This window comes from Enterobacter sp. 50588862 (assembly GCF_001462935.1).
GTDB classification, from domain to species: Bacteria; Pseudomonadota; Gammaproteobacteria; order Enterobacterales; family Enterobacteriaceae; genus Enterobacter; species Enterobacter bugandensis.
The window spans coordinates 41,055-64,838 of sequence record NZ_LNHM01000025.1 but is presented as its reverse complement, the minus strand read 5'-3'; the positions used below and the strand labels follow the sequence as shown (position 1 = coordinate 64,838).

Below are 23,784 nucleotides of genomic sequence, written 5' to 3'. Positions count from 1 at the left end.
GCCCGCATTAGCGGGCTTGTTCGATTCTACGTGCAATGATTTGCCTCAGCTCATCGCGGATAAATTCTTTAAATTCCTTCAGTCGAATATCGCTTCTGAGGTAGATGCTTTCATGACGGAAGTGCCAGTCAATGCCATCAGGAAGGATGAAATCCCACTGCACGTATCCCTCACCAGTAAGATGAACATGTTGCTTTTTGAAAAGCGGCTTATCACCATCAGCGTTAAGCGGCGCCATTGCTAACAACTCGTTTTCGTGTGAGAAGTGTTGCTCTTGCATATTCGGTCCCCATTTATCCCATTCAGGCAGTATACACAAAGCCCGCGCATCGGCGGGCTGATTGTGACATGTCACGGCGCTAAAAGTCGTCGAATTCGTCTGTCATTTCTCGCTCAGTTTCTGCTTCAGCAGATAACCTTACAGCATCCAGATTTTATTCACCGCGTTCTCGCGAGCAATCTTGCGGCCGATCTCCGGGTCGAAGTTTTCCGGGCTGGCGCATGCGCTTTCGCCGGTGACGGTGAAGCCGTTGCGCAGAACCAGGACGCAGAAGGTCAGGAGTGATAGCGGCTCATATTCCTTTCCAATGTCGTCTTTGTCATGCCAGATTTGCTCTACTTCTTCACCGCCAGATTTAGCGCCATCATAAGCGGTAAAATAATGTTCACTTTGAATAATGCTCTCAATATGGTCTGACGTAACGCGCGGCGCGGTTAAGCTTTTGGCCTGAATTTCCTGCTCGATAGCCATGCAGGATGGTGCTGGGGATGCGGTTGATACCATGGTTGCTTACCTCAGAAAGTAATTTTATCGAATGCGGCGTTGATCGCTTCTGCTGCATTGTTGGCTGAATTTTTGTCAATGAATGACTGTTTACCAAGCACCTCAGCCAGGCACTGCAATTTGGTGTGGTATAGGTTCTCTTTTCGTAATTGTTCGTCTGATTGATGAACAGTGCTAATGGCTTTAGAGAATTTTTCTTCACGCCATTCATGTTCAGAAATCACGTTTCCTGCATCGTCTGTAAGAGAGTGACCAACGAGGCTGCTAATGATCAGCTCATCCGGGGATTCATGGTTTTCTCTATAGCCAAATAATTGTGATGTCGCTGGATGCATAAAAATACCAGTGGTGTCATTCGGCCACTGATTAAGATACTTTGCTAAAAGCTCTACGGTCTTCATGGTTATCACCTTAAAAAAATGCCCGGACGAACCGGGCGAATAATCAACGGAGTGCCTTCCTTGGCGGGTGATGCAGGGTTTACAGCGCAACGTCATCGGAATGGCGCTCTGCTGTAAAAAGGGCGGTGGTCAGTCCATCATGGGCGCAACTGCCACCGCCAAAGCTACACGCATTGCCTGTACTGCCGTATCACGGTCCTAAGGCGTGATTGGGTTGTGGTGGCATGAATCGAACATGCTTCCATCGGTGCGCTGCCGATTGGGTTACGCGCGACGCACGGATACTTAGCTAGCTTTTCACCGTGAACCTATTCCCTAGCTCGCCATTGAGCTTCACCACAACATTGAGAGCACTGCACTTTGCTTCGTACTCCGTGGCAATCATGTCCACCATGTAAACCTGCAATGCTCTCATCGTTGTATCCTCGTCTCTTCCGAGGTGTCACACCGTATCGCCACGATGGTGAGTCGTCATGTCGTGCATACCGAGAGCATTGACTTGCACATTCCGGCTACCCGCTCGGGGGTAAGGAAACCAAGGAACCCCTCCGGACCGCTGCGGCACATGTGCCATATACCGTACTGCTCACACCTGGAAGCGCACTCACCAGTTTGATTTAGCGACAAGACCTCACAGAACCGACATCAAAGTGCGCTTTCATGTTGTGTTACCTGAAGGGTAATAATTGCACGGCATTATGTCAATACACTACGTAAAATAATCCGTATATGGTTAAATTGGTAATAATTTAATCGTGTGTGAGGTTATCGCTATGTGTATCGGCAGCAAGCCATCAGTGCCAGCGGCACCAGAAGTCCAGGCCGCACCTCAGGAGCAGGACGCCGCTGTGGTCAGTGCCCGCGATGACGAAGAGCGCCGCCGCCGCGCAGCAGCAGGCACCAAATCGACAATGCTGACTGGCGCCCAGGGCGACACCTCCGCAGCCAACACCAGCGGTAAAACGCTGCTCGGTCAGTAACGGAGCGCGCAGAGATGGCGGAAACCGAAAAAGAGCGGCTGCTGAAGCAGCTCGCGCAGCTGAAGAATGAGCGCACATCGTTCGAGCCGCACTGGCGCGACCTGAGCGACTTTATCAATCCGCGCGGTTCCCGCTTCCTGACGTCTGACGTTAACCGTGACGATCGCCGCAACACCAAGATTGTTGACCCGACCGGATCAATGGCTCAGCGCATCCTGTCCAGCGGCATGATGTCCGGCATCACCAGCCCGGCCCGTCCGTGGTTCAAGCTGGCTACGCCTGACCCTGACATGATGGATTACGGACCGGTGAAAATCTGGCTGGAAGTCGTGCAGCGCCGCATGAACGAAGTGTTCAACAAGTCGAATCTGTATCAGTCCCTGCCTGTCATGTACGCCAGCCTGGGTACATTCGGCACCGCCGCAATGGCTGTGCTCGAAGATGACCAGGATGTGATCCGCACGATGCCTTTCCCGATTGGCAGCTACTACCTGGCGAACAGCCCGCGCGGTAGTGTCGATACCTCCTTCCGCCAGTTCTCCATGACTGTGCGCCAGCTGGTGCAGGAATTCGGCCTGGAAAACGTGAGCACGTCCGTTAAGGGCATGTGGGATAACGGCACGTATGAGTCATGGATTGAGGTTAACCACTGCATCACGCCAAACATCAACCGCGACAGCGGCAAGATGGACAGCAAGAACAAGCCGTTCCGCTCTGTCTATTTCGAGACCGGCGGCGACTCCGACAAGCTGCTGCGTGAGTCCGGATTCGATGAATTCCCGATCCTGGCGCCACGCTGGGAAGTTAACGGCGAGGACGTATACGCGTCTTCCTGCCCCGGCATGCTGGCTCTCGGGCAGGTTAAAGCGCTGCAGGTTGAGCAGAAGCGTAAAGCTCAGCTGATCGACAAAGCCACTAACCCGCCGATGGTTGCGCCGACGTCGCTGAAGAATCAGCGCGTTTCGCTGCTACCCGGTGATGTTACCTATCTCGACGTGCTGAGCGGCCAGGACGGTTTCAAGCCTGCTTACCTGGTCAACCCGAACACCGCAGACCTGTTGGCTGACATTCAGGACACCCGCCAGACCATCAACAGCGCCTACTTCGTCGACCTCTTCATGATGCTTCAGAACATCAACACCCGCTCTATGCCGGTGGAAGCGGTGATCGAGATGAAGGAAGAGAAGCTGCTGATGCTCGGCCCGGTGCTGGAGCGCCTGAACGACGAAGCGCTCAACCCGCTTATCGACCGAGTTTTTTCCATCATGGCGCGCAAGAACATGCTGCCGCCGCCTCCGGAAGTTATGCAGGGTATGCCGCTGCGCATCGAGTACATCTCCGTGATGGCGCAGGCGCAGAAATCTATCGGCCTCACCAGCCTGTCGCAGACCGTTGGCTTTATCGGCCAGCTCGCGCAGTTCAAACCTGAAGCGCTCGACAAGCTCGACGTGGATCAGGCTATCGACGCGTTCTCCGAAATGTCCGGCGTATCGCCGACCGTCATCGTTCCTCAGGAACAGGTGCAGGGCATTCGCGATGAGCGCGCCAAACAGCAGCAGGCCGCACAGGCAATGGCTATGGGTCAGGCAGCTGCACAGGGTGCCAAGACGCTCAGCGAGACGCAGACCACTGACCCAAGCGCACTGACCGCAATCACTAACGCAGTGGGGGCGCAGCAGCAATGACGGACTTCGACGAAGAAGAGCTGCGCATCCAGAACGAGCGGAAGAAGCACGATCTGGAACAGCGCGAGAAGGATGACATCAAGTTCGTCATGGATAGCGAGCAGGGCCGCCGTGTCGTCTGGTCACTGCTGGAGAAAGGTCAGGTGTTCGGTGCCTGCTTCAACGTAGACCCGCACATCACAGCATTCAACGAAGGGCAGCGCAACCTGGCGCTGGTTCTGTTTCAGCGCGTCATGGCGCACTGCCCGGATCAGTATCTGAAGATGGCCGCAGAGGCCAGTGAACAGGAGTAACCATGAATTTATTTGAACGTTTGCTGCATCGCCGTCTTTGCAATGAGCAACCTGCTGATGGTGGCGCTGCACCGGCACCTTCTGAGCCATCCGCACCTGCTGCTGATGCTCCTGCACCTGCAGGCGAACCAGCGAAACCAGAAGGCGATAAGCAACAGCCTGGCACTGAAGATGACAAGTCTCAGGAAGGCAAACCTGCTGATGGTGATAAGCCAGCCGATAAGCCTGACGACAAAGAGCAGAAGCCAGAAGGCGCGCCGGAGAAATATGAATTTACCGCTGGCGAAGGCGTTGAGCTTGATACCGAAGCTCTGAAGGACTTCGAACCGGTTGCCCGCGAGCTGAACCTGACCAATGAGCAGGCTCAGAAGCTGGTGGACGCGTACCCGAAAATTTTGGCCGGTGTGCAGCAGCGTCAGGCAGAAGCCTGGCAGGCGCAGACAGAACAGTGGGCAGCCGACGTGAAGGCTGACAAAGAGATCGGCGGCGACAAGCTGACCGCAAATCTCAGCGCTGCTCAGCGTGCACTGGACATGTTCGGTGGCCCTGTTCTGAAAGAATACCTGAACACAACCGGGCTTGGTAACCACCCTGAACTGGTTAAGACGTTCGTGAAAATCGGTAAAGCCATGTCTGAAGACGGCATGGTCGATGGCAGTAATCAAGGCCAGCGTAGTGCGGCCGAAGTGCTCTATGGCAAATAAGAGAGGATATAACCATGGCTGTTAAAGGCTTAACTGCGCTGACGCTGGCTGACTGGGGTAAGCGCATCGACCCAAACGGGAAAGTCGATAAGATTATCGAGCTTCTCGGTCAAACCAACCCGATCCTTCAGGATATGCCTTTCGTTGAAGGCAACCTGCCAACCGGTCACCGCACCACCATTCGTTCTGGTTTGCCGCAGGCTACATGGCGTTTGCTGAACTATGGTGTGCAGCCAAGCAAATCAACCACCGTCCAGGTTACCGACTCAGTCGGCATGCTTGAAACCTATGCCGAAGTCGATAAGTCTCTGGCTGATCTCAATGGCAACACTGCTGAATTCCGCCTGTCTGAAGATCGTGCGTTCATCGAAGGCATGAACCAGCAGATGGCTCAGACGCTGTTCTACGGCGATACCAGCGTGAACCCGCAGCAGTTCATGGGGCTATCATCCCGTTACTCCAGCAAGTCGGCTGGCAACGGCCAGAACATTATCGACGCTGGTGGTACAGGCACCGATAACACCTCCATCTGGCTGGTTGTTTGGGGCGAAAATACCGTTCATGGCATCTTCCCTAAAGGCCAGAAGGCAGGCCTGCAGATGGAAGATAAAGGCCAGGAAACGCTGTTTGATGCCAATGGCGGGCGCTATGAAGGCTACCGCACCCACTACAAGTGGGATAACGGGCTTTCCCTGCGTGACTGGCGCTATGTTGTGCGCATCGCCAACATCGATGTGAGCGATCTGTCAGTGCCAGGATCAGCAGCAAACATCGTAAGCCTGATGGTTAAAGCGCTGCATCGCATTCCAAACCGAGGCATGGGTAAGCCGGTGTTCTACATGAACCGCACCGTCGCCCAGGCTCTCGATCTTCAGTCTCTGGACAAAGCCTCTCTGGCTCTGACCGTAAAAGAGACTGAAGGCGAATGGTGGACTGCGTTCCGTGGCATCCCAATCCGTGAAACCGATGCGATTCTGGAAACAGAAGCGCGCGTTGTTTAACGCCTGTCATTAACTGATGGGCCTTAACCGGCCCATGAATGGAGAAAGAAAATGATCCTCGACAAACTGTTGATGTTCTCCGAAGCGCAGGCGGTTACGGCTTCTGCTGCTTCAACTGACGTTATCGACCTTGCTCCTATCGACGGCACCCGCCGCGATATCGGCGTTGGCGAGCCTCTGGAGTTCTGGGCAAACGTGAACACCACTGCAACAGCAGCTGGTGCCGCTACCCTGAACGTTCAGTTGCAGACCAGCCCGGATAACTCCACCTGGACCACGCTGTACGACAGCGGCACGCTGGCACTGGCGGCGTTGACCGCTGGTAAACGCCTGTTCTCTGCCAAGGTTCCGGCAGGTGTTCAGCGCTATCTGCGCGTCAACTACGTGGTCGGTACCGGCCCGCTGACCGCTGGTGCGTTTACCTCGGGTATTAACCTGGATGTTGACAACAACACTCCATACTACCCAATCCGCTCCAAAGTGACAGGCTAAGGTGACTGCGATGGAAAAAGCAAAATACCGCGTCCTGCGCTTATCCCATATTCACAATAACCTCTGGCCGGAAGGCTCTGAGATTGAATATGACGGTGAGCCAGGTTCGGCGCTGGAGCCGATCAACGCAGCAGCGAAGGCGGCAAAGAAAAAGGCAGAACAGAAGCGCGGCATCTTGCCTGTTGATTCTCAGCCTGAACCTCAGCCTGAACCTCAGATTAAGGATGAGGCAGGGGAAGAGAATGACATCAATGATGCCAATACCTTCAGTGAAGATGAAGCCTCGTTACGTCAGCAGTACGAAGAACTTTTCAACAAGAAGCCTGGCAACATGAATGTTGAAACGATCAAAGAGCGTATTGCTGAAGAGCGGCAGAAACTGGGCGTCTGAGCCTCGCTAATCAAACAAGGGGCTTCGGCCCCTTTATTGCAGGAGTCCGTTATGGAACTGGTAAACCTCAAAACCGGCACCGACAGCTACCAGGATGAATCTGGTGAAACAAAAACACGCGATGATTATCCGTGGGGTCTATGCATCAATCTTGACAATGAAACACTGAAGAAACTCGGTGCAACTCCACAGCCTGTCGGTACTGAAGTGATGATCTCCGCCAAAGCCATAATCAAAAGCATGTCGACTCGCGAAGATGGAGAAGGTGTCCGGCACGATGCCAGCTTGCAGATCACCGATATGGCACTCAGCCCGGTATCAGGTGAAAAGCCAAAAACTGCCGCCCAGACTCTCTATGGCGGGGAGGATGATTAATGGCCTCCGTTATCGAGATCTGCAACCGCGCGCTGAGCAATATCGGCAACAGCCGAAGCATTAACAGCCTGACAGAGGCCAGCAAAGAGGCCGGGCAGTGCTCCCTGCATTTCGATTCATGCCGCGATGCTGCGCTGGCCGACTTTGACTGGAACTTCGCCACCAAGCGCCTGGCTCTGGCAGATACCAATAATCCGCCGCCTGACTGGCAATACGCATACCAGTACCCGACTGATTGCGTGCGCATCACCGAAATTATGGTGCCCGGTGTTCGTAACCCGACGGCTGTCATGCGCATCAACTATGAGGTCGGCTCCAACGGTGACGGCACTGGGAAGCTGATCTACACCGACCAGCCTCAGGCGTGGCTGAAGTACATCGCGCGCGTCACCGACGTGAACATGTTCGATCCCATCTTTATGGAAGCTCTGTCCTGGCGTCTGGCCGCCGCCATTAACATGCCGCTAACCGGCAGCGCAGATCTCGGTAACAACGCCCTGAACATGTACCAAAAAGTCATCCTTAGTGCTGGCTCTCACAGCCAGAACGAATCTCAGGAGCCGCAGCCACCAGTCGATGAGTTTACAGCAGCGAGGTTGTCATAATGGCTATCAGCTGGATACAGCCGAGCTTTGCCGGTGGTGAGATTGGCCCGTCACTGTACGGGCGCATCGATATGTCGAAGTATCAGGTGGCGCTGCGCAAGTGCGATAACTTCATAGTCCGCCAGTATGGTGGGGTTGAGAATCGCCCGGGAACGCGCTTCGTCGGCGAAGCAAAATATTCGAACAAAAAATGCCGCCTTATCCCGTTCCAGTTCTCGACCGTTCAGACCTATGCGCTGGAGTTCGGCGACGGTTACATGAGGGTTATCAAAGACGGCGCGTATGTCTTGAACAGCAGCAATGTAATCTACGAGCTGGCGATGCCGTATACAGAGTCCGATCTGTTTCGCATTAAATTCACGCAGAGCGCCGATGTTCTTACGCTGGTGCATCCAGCATACCCGCCGAAGGAGCTGCGCCGCTACGCGCACGACAACTGGCAGATCGTCGACGTCACCACCAAAAACGGCCCGTTCGAAGATATCAACGTTGACGAGTCAGTGAAGGTTTACGCCAGCGCCAGCACCGGCACAATTACGCTGACGGCAAGCTCTGCCATCTTTGGCTCTGAGCAGGTAGGTAAGCTCTTTTATCTTGAGCAGCCTGCGGTTGATTCCGTTCCTGTCTGGGAGACCAGCAAGACCACGGCCATCAACGATGTGCGCCGCGCTGACAGCAACTACTACCGGGCCAACACCGCAGGGAAGACCGGCACTCTTCGCCCTTCGCATACTGAAGGCATGTCCTGGGATGGCTGGGGTGGTACCGGGGATAGCGATACAGGCATCCAGTGGGAATACTTGCACAGCGGTTTCGGTATTGTTCGTATCACGGCTGCGTCCGGCACTACCGCCACCGCTACGGTGATCAGCTACATCCCATCTCAGGTTGTCGGATCTGCCAATGGCAGCTACAAATGGGCAAAATACGCATGGAACAGCGTCAACGGCTACCCGAGCACTGTCGTCTATTATCAGCAGCGCCTGTATTTCGCTGCGTCCACAGCGTACCCGCAAACTATCTGGGCCAGTAGAACCGGCGACTATAAAGACTTCGGCAAGAACAACCCTATTCAGGATGACGATCGCATCATCTACACCTACGCCGGGCGTCAGGTAAATGAGATCCGCCATCTTATTGATGTTGGCAGCCTGGTCGCGCTGACGTCTGGCGGGGAATATACGATATCCGGAGACCAGAATAAGGTGCTCACGCCGTCGGCGTTCTCATTCAGCTCTCAGGGCAATAACGGGTCCAGTAATGTGCCGCCTATCTCCGTTGCCAACATCGCGCTTTTCATCCAGGAGAAGGGCAGCGTGGTGCGCGATCTGGCCTACTCCTTCGACGTAGACGGGTACCAGGGTACCGACCTTACCATACTGGCAAACCACCTGTTCCAGAAGCGCAGCATTGTCGACTGGTCATTCTGCATCGTGCCTTACAGCAGCGCGTTCTGTATCCGCGACGACGGCAAACTGCTGGTATTGACCTATCTGCGTGATCAGCAGGTTTTCGCCTGGGCGCCACAGTCCAGCACCGGGAAGTATGAAAGTACGTGCTCCATCAGCGAAGGCAGCGAGGATGCTGTTTATTTCGTGGTTAACCGCACTATCAACGGCCAGACGAAGCGTTACATTGAGCGCCTTTCAAGCCGCTTGTTTACCAGTGACGAAGATGCTTTCTTTGTCGATTGTGGCCTGAGCTATGACGGACGTAACACATCATCCAGGACGATGACCATCAGCGGCGGCACTGGCGACTGGAGCTACCAGGTCGACTACCCGGTAACGATTAGCGGCGGGGCATATTTCGTAAGCACTGACGTAGGTGCGCAGATCCAGTTCCCGTACTCAGAAACTGATCCTGACACTGGATCGGTGGTGGCGAAAGAGTTACGCGGCGATATTGTTTCGGTAACCAGCAGCACGGCGGTGGTTGTGCGCTTTAACCGTAACGTTCCTGCAGTACTGCGCAGCGCGGCCACGACTAACTGGCAGATGGCCCGTCAGACTTTCGGCGGCCTGTCGCACCTCGAAGGCCAGACAGTAAACATCCTCTCAGATGCCAGCGTGGAGCCGCAGAAAACCGTCTCTGGTGGTACTGTCACGCTGGAATCACCGGGCGCAGTGGTGCATATCGGGCTGCCGATCACTGCTGAATTTGAAACACTGGACATCAACATCAACGGGCAGGAAACACTGCTGGATAAAAAGCAGGTCATTCCAAAGGTCACGCTAATCGTAAACGCCAGCCGCGGCATTGAGGCGTCAACTCCTGGTGGAGAATGGTACGAATACCCGCAACGTGAATTCGAGTTCTACGACGATCCAGTTGATGACGCAACAGGTAAAGTTGAGGTGAAACTCGACAGCGTCTGGGATAACAACAGTCGCGTGAAGGTTCGCCAGACAGACCCGTTACCGCTATCGGTACTGGCTGTTATTCCTCGCCTGACTGTAGGGGGGAATTAATGGTTAACGCTCAGATCGTACCGGCCACTGCAGATCACATCGAAGCCATGTTGCCACATGTCAGGCAGGCAGACGTTGAAGAGTTCCTGGCGACAAACGGCTGGAGCCCGCGACGCGTGCTTGAAACCGGGCTGCGCACTTCAACATTCTGCTGCGCCGGGCTGGTAAACGGGGAGGTGGTAACCATCTTCGGCGTGGCCCCGGCATCCATGATCGGCGGTAGCGGCATTCCCTGGCTGGTAGGCACTGATGCGCTGGAGAAATACCAGCGCACCTTCCTGCGCCGCTGCGGGAAAGTGGTCAATGCAATGCTGACAGTTTACCCGTATCTTGAAAATTACGTTGATGCCCGCAACCACGTCGCGCGCGTATGGCTGCACTGGCTTGGGTTCACCATTGAAAAGCCGAAGCCATATGGCATCCACAATCTCCCGTTCCACCGTTTCCACATGGAGAGAAAATAATGTGTAGCCCAGCTATTGCACTGGTCGCAGTCACGGTAGCCTCTGCTGCTGCCAGCGCGTACAGCCAGAACCAGCAGGCAAAATATACTTCTGCTGTAGCTGAGAAGAACGCAGATATTGCTGAAGCTCAGGCGCAGGATTCAATCAACCGAGGTAATGCTCAGGCTGATGAGATTCGCCGCCGTAACCGTCAGGCTGCTGGGACCCAGGCCGCAACAATGGGTGCGACAGGCGCAGAGCTTTCCACGGGCAACGCTCTGGATATCTTCGGAGATACGGCACAATTCGGCACCCTGGATGCTCTGACCACTGTCAACAACGCTCAGCGTGAGGCTTATGGCTATCAGGTGCAGGGTAGTAATTATCAGTCTCAGGCTAATGCAACTCGCAGCGCGAACAGTGCAGCACTAACCCAGACGCTGCTGACAACCCCGTTGAAAGCATATGGCGCGTATCAGATGGGCGGCGGCACATGGTCGCCATTCACCCAGAAAGCAGCTCCTATCAGCGCTGCTGTCGGCACGCCAACCGGCCGATAAGGAGATATCATGCCAACAGTACCAACTGTAAACGGCCGTCAGGTAGAAAGCAGGGGATTCCAGTCACCTGGGCTTCAGGCGTTCGATACGCCTCAAACCGCTGATGTTCTTGGTCAGGTCGCAGAGCAATACGCAGGAGCATTCGCTCAGGCTAAGCAGCGTGCTGATGTTGCCCAGGCACAGGATGCATCCCTGCAACTCAGCCAGATTTCCAGCGATCTGTTGACGAACCCTGATACCGGACTGCTCAACTTGCAGGGTAAAAATGCACTCGGCAAGGGGCAGGAGTACACCCAGCAGTTTGATTCACAGGCTGAGCAGATCGCCATGACTCTGCCTGAGGGGGCGCGCGCAGGCTTCATGCAGCAGGCACAGCAAATGCGAACCCAGTTCACGACGCAGGCCGGTCGCCACGAGATTAGCCAGTTGAATGCCTACGAAGAAGGGCAGTTTCAGGCGACGCTGGCGAACAACGGGAAACTGGCTGCAGCCGCATACGGCGATAATGCTAACTATGTGCTGTACAACCAGCAGACTTTCCAGCAAATCGACGACTACGGCGCTGCGCATGGCTGGAGCGCCGAGCAGATTCAGGCGAAAAAAATTGAGTTCAAGGAGAAGGTTGCCGATGCTTCACTTTCTCAGTGGTCAGCCAACAATGCTATCGACTTCATTCACAGCAATGGCGAATTGAGCGACACGGCAACAGGCTCCCGCCGCGCGGTATCGGAAGGCGGTAGCGGTGACGGTGCGCGCGGCATCCGGAACAACAATCCCGGAAACCTCGAGTACAGCAAAACTAACCCGTGGATTGGGCAGACAGGCGATGACGGTCGATTTGCCAAATTCGAGACACCAGAGCATGGCATCCGCGCGCTGGGACGAAACCTGCTATCATACCAGCGCCAGGGCATTGATACCGTCAGTGACATTATCAACCGCTGGGCGCCGCCGTCTGACAATAACAATACAGACGCGTACATCAAAGCCGTTTGTGCTCAGCTCGGCGTGACAGCAGACCAGCAGCTTGACGCATCAAACCCTGACACGCTGAAGGCCCTGTGTGCTGCAATCATCCAGCATGAGAACGGTAGCCAGCCATACAGCGACCAGCAGCTCACCACCGGTGTCAGTGCAGCTATTGGCCTGTCTCAGCTTCCGACCAGCACCAAGCGCTACACCGGGAACGCAGCATTTGACGCCGCATCCCCGGAGGCGCAGGCAACCTTCCTTCGCCAGGCTGACCAAATCCGTAAGCAGCAGCAGGCGGAATATCGCACCAGTATCGACAGCCAGGTCCGCGACGCAACGGCGGCTTACATGCGCGGCGTGGATTTCCCAAATGCGCCAACACAGACCGACTTCCTCGCTGCCTATGGCGTGCGCGAAGGCAACCTGCGGTATACGGAGTTCAAAAACACGCAGATCGCCGGGCAGTACATTGGCTCATTCCGCAACATGCCGACGAGCAGCATCACTGCCTACGTCAATCAGCTGAAGCCAGGAACCGAGGAAACTGGCGAGGGGTATGCATCCCGCGCTGAATTATTCGATCAGGTGTCGGCGGCGGCCACGAAAGTAATCAGCCAGCGCCAGAACAACCCGTTCAATGCTGCGGTTGAGATTGGCGCCTATAAGCCGATCGCCAGCAACAACCCTAACGATATTACAGCCGAGGTGGCTAACCGTTTCTCTTCACAGGAGAGCCTGCGCGCGCTGGGCATCAATGCGCCTATCCTGTCCAGTGAGGAGGCTGCGGCCCTGTCCGAGCAGGTACGTGGCACCAAAGACGTTAACCAGACCATCAGCCTGTTGCAGAGCATGGGTGAAACTCTGTCGGCACCGGCTATGCGCCAGGTTGCATCTGCCATCGCGCCGAACAACGCAGCTACAGCCTATTCCGCGCTGCTGCTGGGCACACCGGATAACCAGTACGACAATACCAAGCCGTCTATCGCCTACAGTCAGTTCATCGGCTACAAGCCGACCATGAACAAGTACGATGTTTCGAAGGTGATCCTGGCTGGTGACCAGTTGCTGAACCCGACTAAAGCGATGAAAGACGCCGGGATAACTCCGGTCCAGTTGCCGAGCGAAGATAAGCTTAAGCGTGCTTTCGACGATCAAGTGGGTAATGCCTTCGCCAATAACGCACAGGCGCGCCAGCTCAGTTACAACCTTTTCAAAGCAGCTTACGCCGGGATCGCTTATCAGTCCGGCGATGCCTCAATGACGCGCACTGATGCAGCCAACTCCGACGTAGTGGAAAAGGCAGCGCAGTACGCCACAGGCGGCGTATACAAGGGCTTTAATGGTGGAGACGTGGTAATGCCATTTGGCATGGACAAATCCACTTTCAAGGACCGCTACACCGCATCTGCGCAGCAGGCGCTGAAGGATGCCGGGCTGAACGTCAACGCCGCGTCAAACTTTACCCCGGTAAATATCGGCAACAACCAGTATAGGCTGGTAAGCGGTAGCGGGCGCTGGGCGACGGATCCGAAAACCAATGAAGCTATCGTCGTGAGGGTTGAATAATGTCTGATGTATTTTCTCTGGCGCCGGAAGGCCAGGCTTGGACCGACGATAAAACAGCATCCAACCCTGCGCGACCTGAAGACTACGAGCCGACATTCTTCCAGGGCTCAATAGCTGCGCCGGTGCGCGGCGTGGCGGAAGGCACACTCGGCCTGGCGCAGTCTGCAGTTGGATTCAGCAAGCGCCTGATCAGCGATCCGGCATTCACCGCAGACATTGCGCCGACGGTCAATATCTTCCGGGTGATGTTCCCGGATGCCGACAAAGCCCTGAACGACACCTACGACACGATCGGCAAACAGCTGCAGGATGCTCGCGGATATGTGAAGCCTGACGCTGGCAGCCAGGGCACTGCCGCTGAAGTGCTTTACGGCCTCGGGCAGTTCGTTCCAGCCATCGGTGCGACCATTGTCGGCGGTCCTACCGTCGGCGCAGCGACAGCATTCAGCTCTACGTATGAGCAGTCCTATCAGGATTTCAAAGGGAAGGGTGTAGACGAATCAACGGCGCGCAACCTGGCAACGCAGCAGAGCCTCTTCAACGCGGCTGGGATGGCCCTGCCTGCTGCCGTCGGCACCACACTGGCAACGCGCATCGCCTCTGGTGTCGCAATCAACACCGGGTTCGGCGGCCTTAACCGTTACTCGGTTGGCGAAACGCTGGAGGAGAAAGGCTACACCGAGATGGCGAAGCAGTACCGGGTATTTGACGGTCAGGCCATGCTGGTGGATGCCGTGCTTGGCGGTGCATTTGGTGGTGCGCATCACCTGGCTGCGCGAAATGCTGACGTACCTCCGCCGCCAGATGCTGAAACGCCGATCCCGGCAGCAGAGGTTCAGAGCGTTCCTGATGCAACCACAGAGGCAGCACCTGTCGCAGACGCTTCGCCAGTAACAGATGCCCCTGGCGCGCCAGTGCGATCTGATGCTCAGGCACCAGTGACAGATACCACCGCAGCGCCAGATATTCCCGCCATTAAGCCAAGCGACATCGACGCCGCTCACACGCTGAATGAAGGGCTGTATTACGATCTGGAATCTGCTCCAGTGCTGCACGCCAGCAACGAGAGCATAAACAGCCATGTGGCTGCCATGGATGAAGCATACCGCCAGCTGAATGACGGCCAGCCCGTTAACGTCGGGATGATGGCGCGCGGGCTGGATGGTCCTGCGCGGCCCGGCATGCTGGAATCCGCAAACGAGCAGTACCATGCAATGCAGCGGGTTTTCGAAGAGAATGGTGTCAGGTATGAAACGCCGTCAGATCTGGCTGGCGAAGCTCCGGCGCCGCGGGCAGAAAGTGCATTCACTGCAGCAGCCGAAACTGGCGGGCAGGTAAGTGTCGACCCAGACACCGGCCAGGCGATTTCATCCAACAGTTACGACCTGATGGCGGCGCGCGATATGGCGACCACCAATCCGGATCTGACAATTACGCACCCAGACACCGGGCAGCCGGCGAAACTCTCCGATGTTCTGGCTGAATTTGATGAGCAAATCCAGACCGTGCAGAACGAATCAAAAGTGTATTCCGTCGCCGCCGCGTGCTTCCTGAGGAACCCATAATGAAACAGGCATGTGTTGAAGCCATTGCGCAGACACTTGGCCGCCAGCCAAAGGCTGACGAGCTGAAAGGTATTGAGGACCGCATCAAAGAAGCCGTGCGCCAGGTGCATAAAAAAAATGCCAGGGAAGGCAAGACTGGCATCCCGGATGCGCAGACGTACATGGAGGCCGCAGATCTTGTTCGTCAGCGCGTTGTGCATGACGTCTATAAGAAGCGCCAGCGCGTCGCTCAGAACGCGATCGCCATCAGAAGGGTGACAGATGCCCTCGACGCCAATATCCCACCAGAGCAGCAAACACCTGCCAATTTGCAGCAGTTTATCTTTGCCGGGCGGCGCACGAAGGTATTCGGTAAAGATCCAGATATCAACGTGACCTCTGCTGAAGAACTGGCAACCGGTGCATACCAGGACTGGTCACGCCAACTCAGTGCTGAATTGCTCAAGGCTGGCGATGATGTCCGCAAATTCTTCGAGCAGAGTAAGGCTCTTGGAGAGCAGCGTTTCCGTAGCCTGTTCGACCAGCAGGCGGCTAAGTCGGCACAGTTCCAGATCCTGAAAGAGCTTTACGGCGAGGACACCGGGAATCCACAGGCGAAGAAAATCGCCCAGGTATGGAATGACGTTACCAGTCGCGCCCGACAGGAGATGAACGATAACGGGTTTGATATCGGCCTGCGCGATGACTGGCACCTGCCGTATGTGGATGATGCCGATTTTATTCGCAACGCCGGGCGTGATGAATGGCTGGCGTCGTTGCCGGTGGCAGAGCAGGCTAAAGCGCGTCTTTCTGGCCGCCAGCCTCCTATTGAATTCGCCCGCCAGGCATGGGTGGATGACGTTTACAACACGCAGGATCGCAGCAACTACGTTAATCCGGACGGCAGCCCGATGAATGATATCGAGTACCGCCAGGCGCTGGAGGCGATCTTTGAAACGAAGGCCACCGACGGGGCCAACAAAATTGACCCTGGCGCATTCATGGGCACCGGCGGGATAAAGAACCGTGGATCGCAGAGCAGGGTAATGGCTTTCAAGGATGCTCAGTCGCACTTTGCCTACATGGAGCGCTATACCCAGCAGCCGGTGGCGGGCGTAATGATGTCTCACCTGCAGTCATCTTCCCGTGATCTGGGCGTGGTTAAAGCGTTCGGCCCGGATGCTGCCCGTAACTTTTCCCTGGTGCTGGACCGCGTATATCAGCGTGCGGTAACCGGCGGGAAGGAAGTCGGCAAGATGAACGATGAGCGCAAGATGGTTGAGCGCATGTTTAATTCAATGGCGGGGCTTAACGGTGCGGCCACATCGAGCGTGTTCACGTCGGCGGTTGGCGGCCTGCGCAACCTGATGACCAGCGCCATGCTCGGCACCAGCGTACTGACGGCAACCAGCGATCAGGCGATCATGCGCGCCAATGCCCAGGCTCTTGGCTTTACCCGAGACGGCATGCGCCTGTCTGCAAACACCATTCGCAACCTGTTCAGCGGTGATGCCAAAAAGGCCAATGCCGAGCTCGGCCTGCTGGTGGATTCGCACGCTGCTGTCGTATCGAAGATGGGTGGATTCGACCTGTCTCGCGGCATAACCGGCTGGTTTGCAGAGAAGACCCTGAAGTGGTCCGGGCTGATCGCTATGGACCGCGCCAACAAAGCGGCGTTCGGACTGCTTATGTACAAAAACATTGGCGAACTGACCCGCAAGTTTAAGACTCTGGACGACGTTAAGGGATCGGATAAGACCATTCTGGCGAGCAAGGGCTGGAGTAATGAGGACTGGGCTATCATGGCTGCTGCAGACCTCCAGCCAATGACCACCGCCGGGCATATGGGAATGACGCCTGATGCGATTTATGCCGTTCCTGATGAAGTGATCACCGGCATCATGGCGGACCGTATCGCGCAGGTGCGTGCAGGTAGTGATGCAGCGCTGGCCGCGCTTGGCGATATTCCACCAGAGCGCCTGAAGAAAATGAAAGAGGCGTTCGACGCTGAAGCAGAGCAGACCATCACGCGCATGGTGCGCAATGCCCGCGCCGAGGCCGCTCAGAAACTGCTGGGTGTCACGCACGGCGAGATGACCAGCGCCGTAACCACCGCTACCGGCCTGGACACCTACGCACGCGATGATGCCGGGCAGCTGATCAAGAGCTTCATGCTCTTCAAAACAACGCCGTTTGCAGGTTTCCGCCAGCTCGTAAACAGGGCCAATGATCTTGATACGGTGCCTGCTCTTAAGTTTCTGGCGTCTTACATCGCTGGCACGACACTTGCCGGAATGTTCGCTAACCAGATGAACAGCCTGCTGACAGGGAATGACCCGCTCGACATGACAAAAGTTACAACTTGGATCCAGGCGCTGCTGAAAGGTGGCTCCTTTGGCATCTACGGCGATTTCCTGTTCCAGGACCATACTCAATATGGCTCCAGTATCGCAGCCACCATCGGCGGTCCGGTGCTGAGTTTTGCTGAACAGTTAACAAAACTGCTAATCACTAACCCGCAGAAGGCGCTGCAAGGGGAGGAAACCTCATTCGGTGCCGACGCACTGAAGACAGCCCGCATGATCACCCCATTCGCCAACCTCTGGTATGCTAAGGCCATAACCAATCACCTGATCCTGCAGCAGCTTCAGGAGATGGCGAACCCGGGATACAACGACAGGGTGAGGGACCGCGCTCAGCGGGAATTCAATACAACAAGCTGGTGGGAGCCTGGCGAGACAACGCCACGCAGAGCGCCAGATTTAGGGAAAGCGGTGGGTAATTGATGAAAAATATCATGCGTATCATCGGTATAATTACAGGTCTGATTACGCTATTGGGGTCAGGATTCTATTTCGTTGAGAACTCATTCGATAACCTTTTATATGGCAACCTTTTTCTGAATATCTCAACTGGGATTGTTTTCGTCTTCTCCCTTATCGGGCTATATTTCATATGGAATAGTAAGTCGTGACATGTCACAAAGGCCGCCGAAGCGGCCTTTTTCATATCAGAACTCTGCTGTGTTTTTAGTGATGTACTGCGCGTGGGTGCGGATGTCGTTCAGGCATTTGCTGACGCCGACGATATAACTCACCATGGTAGTGAACTCCGCCGCCGCGCCGGAAACATCGTGCCCGTCATCCTGCATGCGGTTTAGCAGGTTCATCAGCAGGGAATGCTCAGCCAGGCCGAGAACGCCTTCAGGTGAATGGATATGCTCGCGGTAGCCTGGCTTCAGCGGGACGTTGTATTCCTGCTTCTCTCCCGACTTCATCGCTTCCAGTATCGCTGGCATAAAGCTGGCGACAACCTTCTGAGCTTTATCTGCTGGCGATAACTCTTCTCGAACGTAACGGCCGGTCTGGCGGATCTGCGGAAGCACTTCACCAGTGACCCATTTGCGGAAACGGTAGGCGGATGTTCCTTCAACTCCAGCCTTTCGGCACCTTAGCATTAGCCAATAGAGACCTGATTCGTTCACAACGCTTAACGACTGGAAACCTCCACGGGTCCGTATTGAATACGTACCCTTTTCATCGCTGTCTACTTTACGTAAAGCGACATCTACACTCTGGATTCCAAGGGCGCTACAAACATCCTGGGCAACGAAATAGGGGCGCTGGTCAATCATGACCATGCGGATGTTGACGGTGGATTCGAAAGAAAAGACGGTTGGTGCAGTTTGTGCTGACATAGTGATCACCTTTTTGATTAGGTTAATCACCACCTCTGAGACCAATCAGTTTGGTGGTGAGACGTACAGGGTTGGTCTTGCCGGTCACTATGAAACCCGGTGAGCCTTACGGCTCCCCTGCACGCCCCACCATAAAGATGTGCGTGTGTTTAGCGCATAAAAAAACCGCTAACGCGGTGTATGCGTCATAGTGAATTCCGGGAGACCAATCCCGGCACTGGATTTTGCCAGTGCCTGATTACTATGGCACAAGATTTATGCAATGTAAATTTACCGTAAAGGTAATGATTACATGAAATTTAGGTAATTACAAACCCTATCTGGTTTGCTTCTTCAGCTGCTCAGCGCAGTAATCAAGATGCATCTGCAGATCCTTCATGGACATCTGCGAGCTGGTGACATAGTTCACCAGGGCAGTCAGCTCTGCCATCGGGCCATCAACATTAAAGCCGTCCTCATTCAGCTGTCGCAGCAACGTCATCAGGTGTGATTCTTCAACAAGGGAGCGGACGCCTCCCGGCGTGTGTATGCGTTCGGCTAATCCTTTTTCCAGCGGGTGATGATACTGACGTTGCATCTCATGTTCTCCATGCAATTACTGTATGTATAAACAGTATCAGATGAGCTCAATCTTATCCAGCACGATATGCAAATTACCCCATCGGTAATAAGTTACCTGTTTCTTATTCAATCAATTCATATAAGGTTTGGCAGGTAATAAACTGTCCAGATGATGCACGCGCGCCGGGCGCTGCTTTACTGGAGACAGGCCATGACGGTATCAACCGTAGTTGACCATAACGATTACACCGGGAACGGCGTCACGACATCTTTCCCGTATACCTTCCGGATTTTCAAGAAAACCGATCTGACGGTTTCTGTAATCAACCTCGACGAAACCATTTCAGTACTTGTTCTTGATACGGACTACACAGTAACTAATGCCGGTGGTTACAACGGGGGGAATGTTGTACTGACTTCCCCTCTGGCATCCGGCTGGCAGATCTCAATCGCGCGAGATCTGGAACCTACCCAGGAAACAGACCTGCGCAACCAGGGCAAGTTTTTCGCAGAAGTTCATGAAGATGCATTCGATAAGCTGACGATGCTGATCCAGCAGGTAGGAAGTTTGTTCCGCCTGGCGCTACGGAAACCATCCAGCATTGCCAACTGGTACGATGCGCTAAACAACTACATCCGCAATGTGAAAGATCCTCGCGACCCGCAGGACGCCGCGACGAAAAACTACGTCGACACGTTGTCTGGTTCAAACAATTCCAGAACTCTGCGAACGCCTGAGCCTATCCCACAGCTTCCGGCTGCAGCATCCAGGGCAAATAAAATCATCGGCTTCGATAGCTCAGGGAACCCGGTTATGCTGGTGCCAGAATCCGGGTCAGCCTCTGATGTGCTGCTGCTTCTCCTTGCTGATGACGGCTACAAACGGATCCCGAGCATCTTCAGGGTCAATGCAGATGTACCAGTTGAGTCGTTTCGCTCAACCGGAATGACCGATCAGCAGGTAGTGCAGGCGGCAAATGATTATGCTGCATCGGTAGGGCGCAGGCTCATTTTTGAGGCCGGATTAACTTACCAGGTGGTAACCCTCAATTGCACGTGCGAATGGAGCGGACCGGCAACTATCAAGCGTCAGGCTGGCGTATCATCGACGCTGATCAACATGGCATCCGGTGCGCGTATTACAGGCAAGATGACCATCGATGGTAACAGCGCAAACTGCACTGGCTCAGCATCAAACGTCGTTATGAACGGGGTAAGCGGGTGCGTCCTGAATGATTTCTCTTCTATCAATGCCTGCGGCCACAACATTGAGATCAATAACTCTGTTTACAGCGATAACCGCCTGCCAAACAAAGTAAAAAATGGCGTGGTCAATGGTGCAGCAATCGGTCATGCCATCAGCCTATATAACGCGGCTAATGAGGTTCTCGAGGAACTTGAACTGATTAACGGTGGAGATGGGTTAAATGCATCAGGTAGCACACGCTCTATCAGGCCATTGATAATCAGTAAGGTAAATGCAAGGAAAAACAGAAATAACGGATTTGCTGTTAACTTCATCTCCACCGCTGATACGCCTGTGTATGACATGGTTAAATTCAGCGATTGTTTTGCCCGTGAGAATGGAGTTAATGGATTTGCTGTACAGAGCCATTACACGTCACTCACAAACTGCCAGGCCTACAAAAACGGAACAACAAAGGACCACCAGGGGTTCCTGTTTAATGCTAACGGCGTAACATTTAGCAGTCTTCTCGCTTTCCAGAACAAAGGTGTAGGGTTTGATTTTGGTGATTGTCGTAAGTGTGCTGGCTCAGGTCTGTTTGCAGAATCCAGCGGCTGGCATGGACTTGAAATAAACTCCTGTGAGGACATGGCTATCTCTGGTGTTGTACTGAATGATAGTTTCAAAGGGCAAGTTGACGGAGCGCTTCAGGCCGCCCTTATTATTCACAAAGGTAACGGTGGATATCCATTCCCTGGTGACAGCAAAAATATCTCCCTCAGTGCTGTAACAATCGGCAGTGGCGAGGGGCAGCGTTATGGCGTGTATGTTGATGCGGATTCGTACAATGTTGTAATAAACGGAGTGAACGCAAAAAATGCAGCTCTGTTAGAGGATATTTTCACAGCCTCTCCAAATGTAATTATTACTGGAAACACAACACGATGGGATCCATTGGGTGATGCCCGTGGAACATTAAGTGGCGGTTATATTCATATTCCTAGTGTCGCAAACACAGTCAGCGTCAATGGCTCTGGTAGTTGCGTTAATATCGCGATAGGAAACAACGGGGCATTCGTAAAAGACAGAACCGTAAGAATAAAGGCAGTTAGCGGGTTTACATTAGAGAACTCGGGAGGAACTCCAGGTGGCAACCTGTATCTTGGGGCATCCGTGGTGCTTACTGCTGGTCAAAGTATTCTTCTCTACTCTGACGGTAGTGGTGGCTGGGTAAAGTATAATGCCCTCAGCAACAGTGCTGGGGGCATTATAAACAATGTTGCAGTATTTGGTGACAGCACTGTAGATGGTTATGGCACTACCCCGTGGGTCCAGAATCCAATCACGCCAAACCATTACCACAACTCTGAATCTCCAATGGCTTGGGTATCTATGCTGGACGGAATAGTAGGTAAGAGGGTATTTAACAACGGATATTCAGGTAAGAGCATCATTGATGGTTGGGCTATCTCAAACATAACAAATTTAGTTTTTAATAACACAACAAACATAAACACAAAATATGTCATGTTAGTGTTTGGTCTCAATGATATTGGTCAGCCGAACTGGTCTACTTCATTGTATTCAAGCAAATATACAGAGTTGATTAATTTCGTAAAAAATCAAGGGTTAATACCGATTGTTGTGACCTCGGACCCAATCAGCAATGTGAATGATACATTTGTACAAAACACATTAGTGCCTTTGCAAAGGCAGATTGCTACAGATAATAGCGTTCAGTGCCTTGATCTTAATGCTGGCCTGGTTTCATGGTCTGACTATAAGTCAAACCAGCCAGACCAGATACACTTCAACAACACAGGGAACGCCAAGAAACGAGACCTTGCACAAACCTTCGTGCAATCATTACCTTAAAATTAAAGGGCCACTGTTAATTGGTGGCTCTTTTCATTTGCCTAAGGATCCTTACCGTGTAAAATAGCACAATGTAAATATATGATTACAAATTCAATAAGATGAGAAAACTAAAGTCAATACAGGCACTTAGAGCCATTGCTGCAATATTGGTTGTGATAGATCACGTCTTTTCAAGAGTAGAAGGGCTTAACCCTGGCTCAACATTTTTCAGTGAGGCTACATATCACTACCTTGGTGAAATTGGTGTTCAGGTTTTCTTCTGCATTAGTGGTTTTATCATGGTCCATACATCGAATGGGAGCGGGGGAATATCAGATGCGTTAGTTTTCTTGAAGAAAAGGGCCATCAGAATTTATCCTATTTATATCATTACGCTGCTCGTGTTTGTTGTAACTGTAAAACATTTTGCAGCCACCTATAACATAAATTTCTGGGTTGATATTTCAGACACAAACGTTTTTAAAAGACTATTCCTCCTGCCTACATTCATTTATGGTAATGGCTGGAATAATATTTTAATGCAGTCATGGACACTGGTTTATGAGGTATATTTCTATATGGTGTTTGCATTTTGCATGATGCTGGTATCTACAAAGCATATACCATTACTTGCAACATTGTTTATACTTTCTGTTATGTCAGTCGTGGTATTCACTGGAGGCAGGGAAGATTCGAATACTTCTACTTACATATTGAATGTTTTGGGTAGCAAAAACCTATTATTCTTTATTTTCGGAATGCTTGTTTCATTTGCAGAGAAACATGTTGCAAGAAAATTAATGTTAATTAACAACAGCGCTCTGTTTTATTCGCTGTCAGCAATCCTTATTTTAGTTTCAATTGCTCTGACAGATTATGTGTCAGTGTATGGGATAAGCATTTCCATACTGGCCCTTATGTATATATCAACTATTGTCGAGATTAATGGTGATAACCCAATAAACAAATTAATGGTATACCTTGGAGAGGCATCTTACAGCCTATACCTCGTGCACATTTTTGCTTATATAGCCTCACCATATTTTAATGTTCTTAATATTAACAACAATATTTATTGCTCTTTGATGTCAGTTGTTGCAATCATTCTTGGTTGTATCGTGCATTCTTTTATGGAAAAGCCGATCGTCACCTTGCTCAACAAATCATTTACTTATAAAGAAAGAAAAACAGCAGCATAAATTACCTCTAGGGTAAT

At 53.2% G+C, this 23,784-nt stretch carries 22 protein-coding genes; 17 read left to right on the top strand and 5 right to left on the bottom strand.

The genetic code is table 11. From position 1 onward, the window contains the following. Window positions 1–7: 7 nt before the first annotated feature. The 3 genes from APT89_RS11890 to APT89_RS11880 all read right to left on the bottom strand — a co-directional run bounded on the left by APT89_RS11890 (window position 8) and on the right by APT89_RS11880 (window position 1,185). Window positions 8–280 (bottom strand): hypothetical protein, encoded by a 273-nt coding sequence (locus APT89_RS11890; protein WP_060572482.1) that lies wholly within the window; start codon window positions 278–280, stop codon window positions 8–10. Between the two features lie 138 nt (window positions 281–418). Continuing rightward, window positions 419–784: a Gp49 family protein gene (locus tag APT89_RS11885; protein ID WP_120787293.1), complete on the bottom strand. Its 366-nt coding sequence runs from the start codon at window positions 782–784 to the stop codon at window positions 419–421. A gap of 11 nt (window positions 785–795) precedes the next feature. Then, the gene (locus tag APT89_RS11880; protein WP_060572478.1) at window positions 796–1,185 is read right to left on the bottom strand and encodes a hypothetical protein; all 390 of its coding nucleotides are present in this window, start codon (window positions 1,183–1,185) and stop codon (window positions 796–798) included. A 773-nt stretch (window positions 1,186–1,958) separates the two neighbouring features. Between APT89_RS11880 and APT89_RS11875 the strand changes: the two genes are divergently transcribed. The 15 genes from APT89_RS11875 to APT89_RS11805 are packed head-to-tail and all read left to right on the top strand — an operon-like array spanning window position 1,959 to window position 18,053. Then, entirely contained in the window at window positions 1,959–2,165 is a 207-nt protein-coding gene (locus APT89_RS11875) for a hypothetical protein (RefSeq protein WP_048982097.1), read from the top strand. Window positions 2,166–2,179: 14 nt separating this feature from the next. Then, entirely contained in the window at window positions 2,180–3,850 is a 1,671-nt protein-coding gene (locus tag APT89_RS11870; protein WP_060572475.1) for a portal protein, read from the top strand. After that, entirely contained in the window at window positions 3,847–4,143 is a 297-nt protein-coding gene (locus tag APT89_RS11865) for a Bbp19 family protein (RefSeq protein ID WP_060572473.1), read from the top strand. The genes APT89_RS11870 and APT89_RS11865 overlap by 4 nt, the downstream gene beginning before the upstream one ends. Window positions 4,144–4,145: 2 nt before the next feature. Then, entirely contained in the window at window positions 4,146–4,847 is a 702-nt protein-coding gene (locus APT89_RS11860) for a peptidase (protein ID WP_060572470.1), read from the top strand. Window positions 4,848–4,861: 14 nt separating this feature from the next. Further along, complete coding sequence (locus APT89_RS11855; RefSeq protein ID WP_060572468.1) at window positions 4,862–5,848, top strand: major capsid protein; 987 nt, start codon at window positions 4,862–4,864, stop codon at window positions 5,846–5,848. 51 nt (window positions 5,849–5,899) lie between these two features. Beyond that, window positions 5,900–6,340: a Bbp16 family capsid cement protein gene (locus tag APT89_RS11850; RefSeq protein ID WP_060572466.1), complete on the top strand. Its 441-nt coding sequence runs from the start codon at window positions 5,900–5,902 to the stop codon at window positions 6,338–6,340. A 10-nt stretch (window positions 6,341–6,350) separates the two neighbouring features. Beyond that, complete coding sequence (locus APT89_RS11845; protein WP_060572464.1) at window positions 6,351–6,731, top strand: hypothetical protein; 381 nt, start codon at window positions 6,351–6,353, stop codon at window positions 6,729–6,731. A 51-nt stretch (window positions 6,732–6,782) separates the two neighbouring features. After that, a complete protein-coding gene (gene gp10, locus APT89_RS11840; protein ID WP_060572462.1) occupies window positions 6,783–7,106 on the top strand; it encodes a capsid staple protein in 324 nt (107 codons plus the stop codon). Next, window positions 7,106–7,711 (top strand): hypothetical protein, encoded by a 606-nt coding sequence (locus APT89_RS11835; RefSeq protein WP_060572460.1) that lies wholly within the window; start codon window positions 7,106–7,108, stop codon window positions 7,709–7,711. The genes gp10 and APT89_RS11835 overlap by 1 nt, the downstream gene beginning before the upstream one ends. After that, a complete protein-coding gene (locus APT89_RS11830; RefSeq protein ID WP_060572458.1) occupies window positions 7,711–10,182 on the top strand; it encodes a hypothetical protein in 2,472 nt (823 codons plus the stop codon). The genes APT89_RS11835 and APT89_RS11830 overlap by 1 nt, the downstream gene beginning before the upstream one ends. After that, the gene (locus tag APT89_RS11825) at window positions 10,182–10,646 is read left to right on the top strand and encodes a hypothetical protein (RefSeq protein ID WP_060572456.1); all 465 of its coding nucleotides are present in this window, start codon (window positions 10,182–10,184) and stop codon (window positions 10,644–10,646) included. Before APT89_RS11830 ends, APT89_RS11825 begins: the two co-directional genes overlap by 1 nt. Further along, complete coding sequence (locus APT89_RS11820; RefSeq protein ID WP_060572454.1) at window positions 10,646–11,185, top strand: virion core protein, T7 gp14 family; 540 nt, start codon at window positions 10,646–10,648, stop codon at window positions 11,183–11,185. The genes APT89_RS11825 and APT89_RS11820 overlap by 1 nt, the downstream gene beginning before the upstream one ends. 9 nt (window positions 11,186–11,194) lie before the next feature. Further along, window positions 11,195–13,723 (top strand): hypothetical protein, encoded by a 2,529-nt coding sequence (locus APT89_RS11815; RefSeq protein WP_060572452.1) that lies wholly within the window; start codon window positions 11,195–11,197, stop codon window positions 13,721–13,723. Then, entirely contained in the window at window positions 13,723–15,288 is a 1,566-nt protein-coding gene (locus APT89_RS11810) for a hypothetical protein (protein ID WP_060572450.1), read from the top strand. The genes APT89_RS11815 and APT89_RS11810 overlap by 1 nt, the downstream gene beginning before the upstream one ends. Then, window positions 15,288–18,053, top strand: coding sequence for a hypothetical protein (locus APT89_RS11805; RefSeq protein WP_060572448.1), 2,766 nt, complete (start codon window positions 15,288–15,290; stop codon window positions 18,051–18,053). The genes APT89_RS11810 and APT89_RS11805 overlap by 1 nt, the downstream gene beginning before the upstream one ends. 224 nt (window positions 18,054–18,277) lie before the next feature. Here APT89_RS11805 and APT89_RS11795 read toward each other — a convergent pair whose 3' ends face one another. Together APT89_RS11795 and APT89_RS11790 are read right to left on the bottom strand one after the other, a co-directional pair. Then, on the bottom strand, window positions 18,278–18,964 hold the full coding sequence (locus APT89_RS11795; protein WP_060572442.1) for a BRO-N domain-containing protein: 687 nt from the start codon (window positions 18,962–18,964) through the stop codon (window positions 18,278–18,280). A gap of 316 nt (window positions 18,965–19,280) precedes the next feature. Continuing rightward, a complete protein-coding gene (locus APT89_RS11790; RefSeq protein WP_060572440.1) occupies window positions 19,281–19,541 on the bottom strand; it encodes a hypothetical protein in 261 nt (86 codons plus the stop codon). Between the two features lie 195 nt (window positions 19,542–19,736). Between APT89_RS11790 and APT89_RS23825 the strand changes: the two genes are divergently transcribed. Continuing rightward, window positions 19,737–22,586 (top strand): SGNH/GDSL hydrolase family protein, encoded by a 2,850-nt coding sequence (locus APT89_RS23825; protein ID WP_082632952.1) that lies wholly within the window; start codon window positions 19,737–19,739, stop codon window positions 22,584–22,586. A gap of 101 nt (window positions 22,587–22,687) precedes the next feature. Beyond that, window positions 22,688–23,767 carry an acyltransferase family protein gene (locus APT89_RS11780; protein ID WP_060572438.1) on the top strand — a complete coding sequence of 360 codons (1,080 nt, stop codon included), beginning with the start codon at window positions 22,688–22,690 and terminating at the stop codon, window positions 23,765–23,767. The last annotated feature ends 17 nt before the right edge of the window (window positions 23,768–23,784 follow it).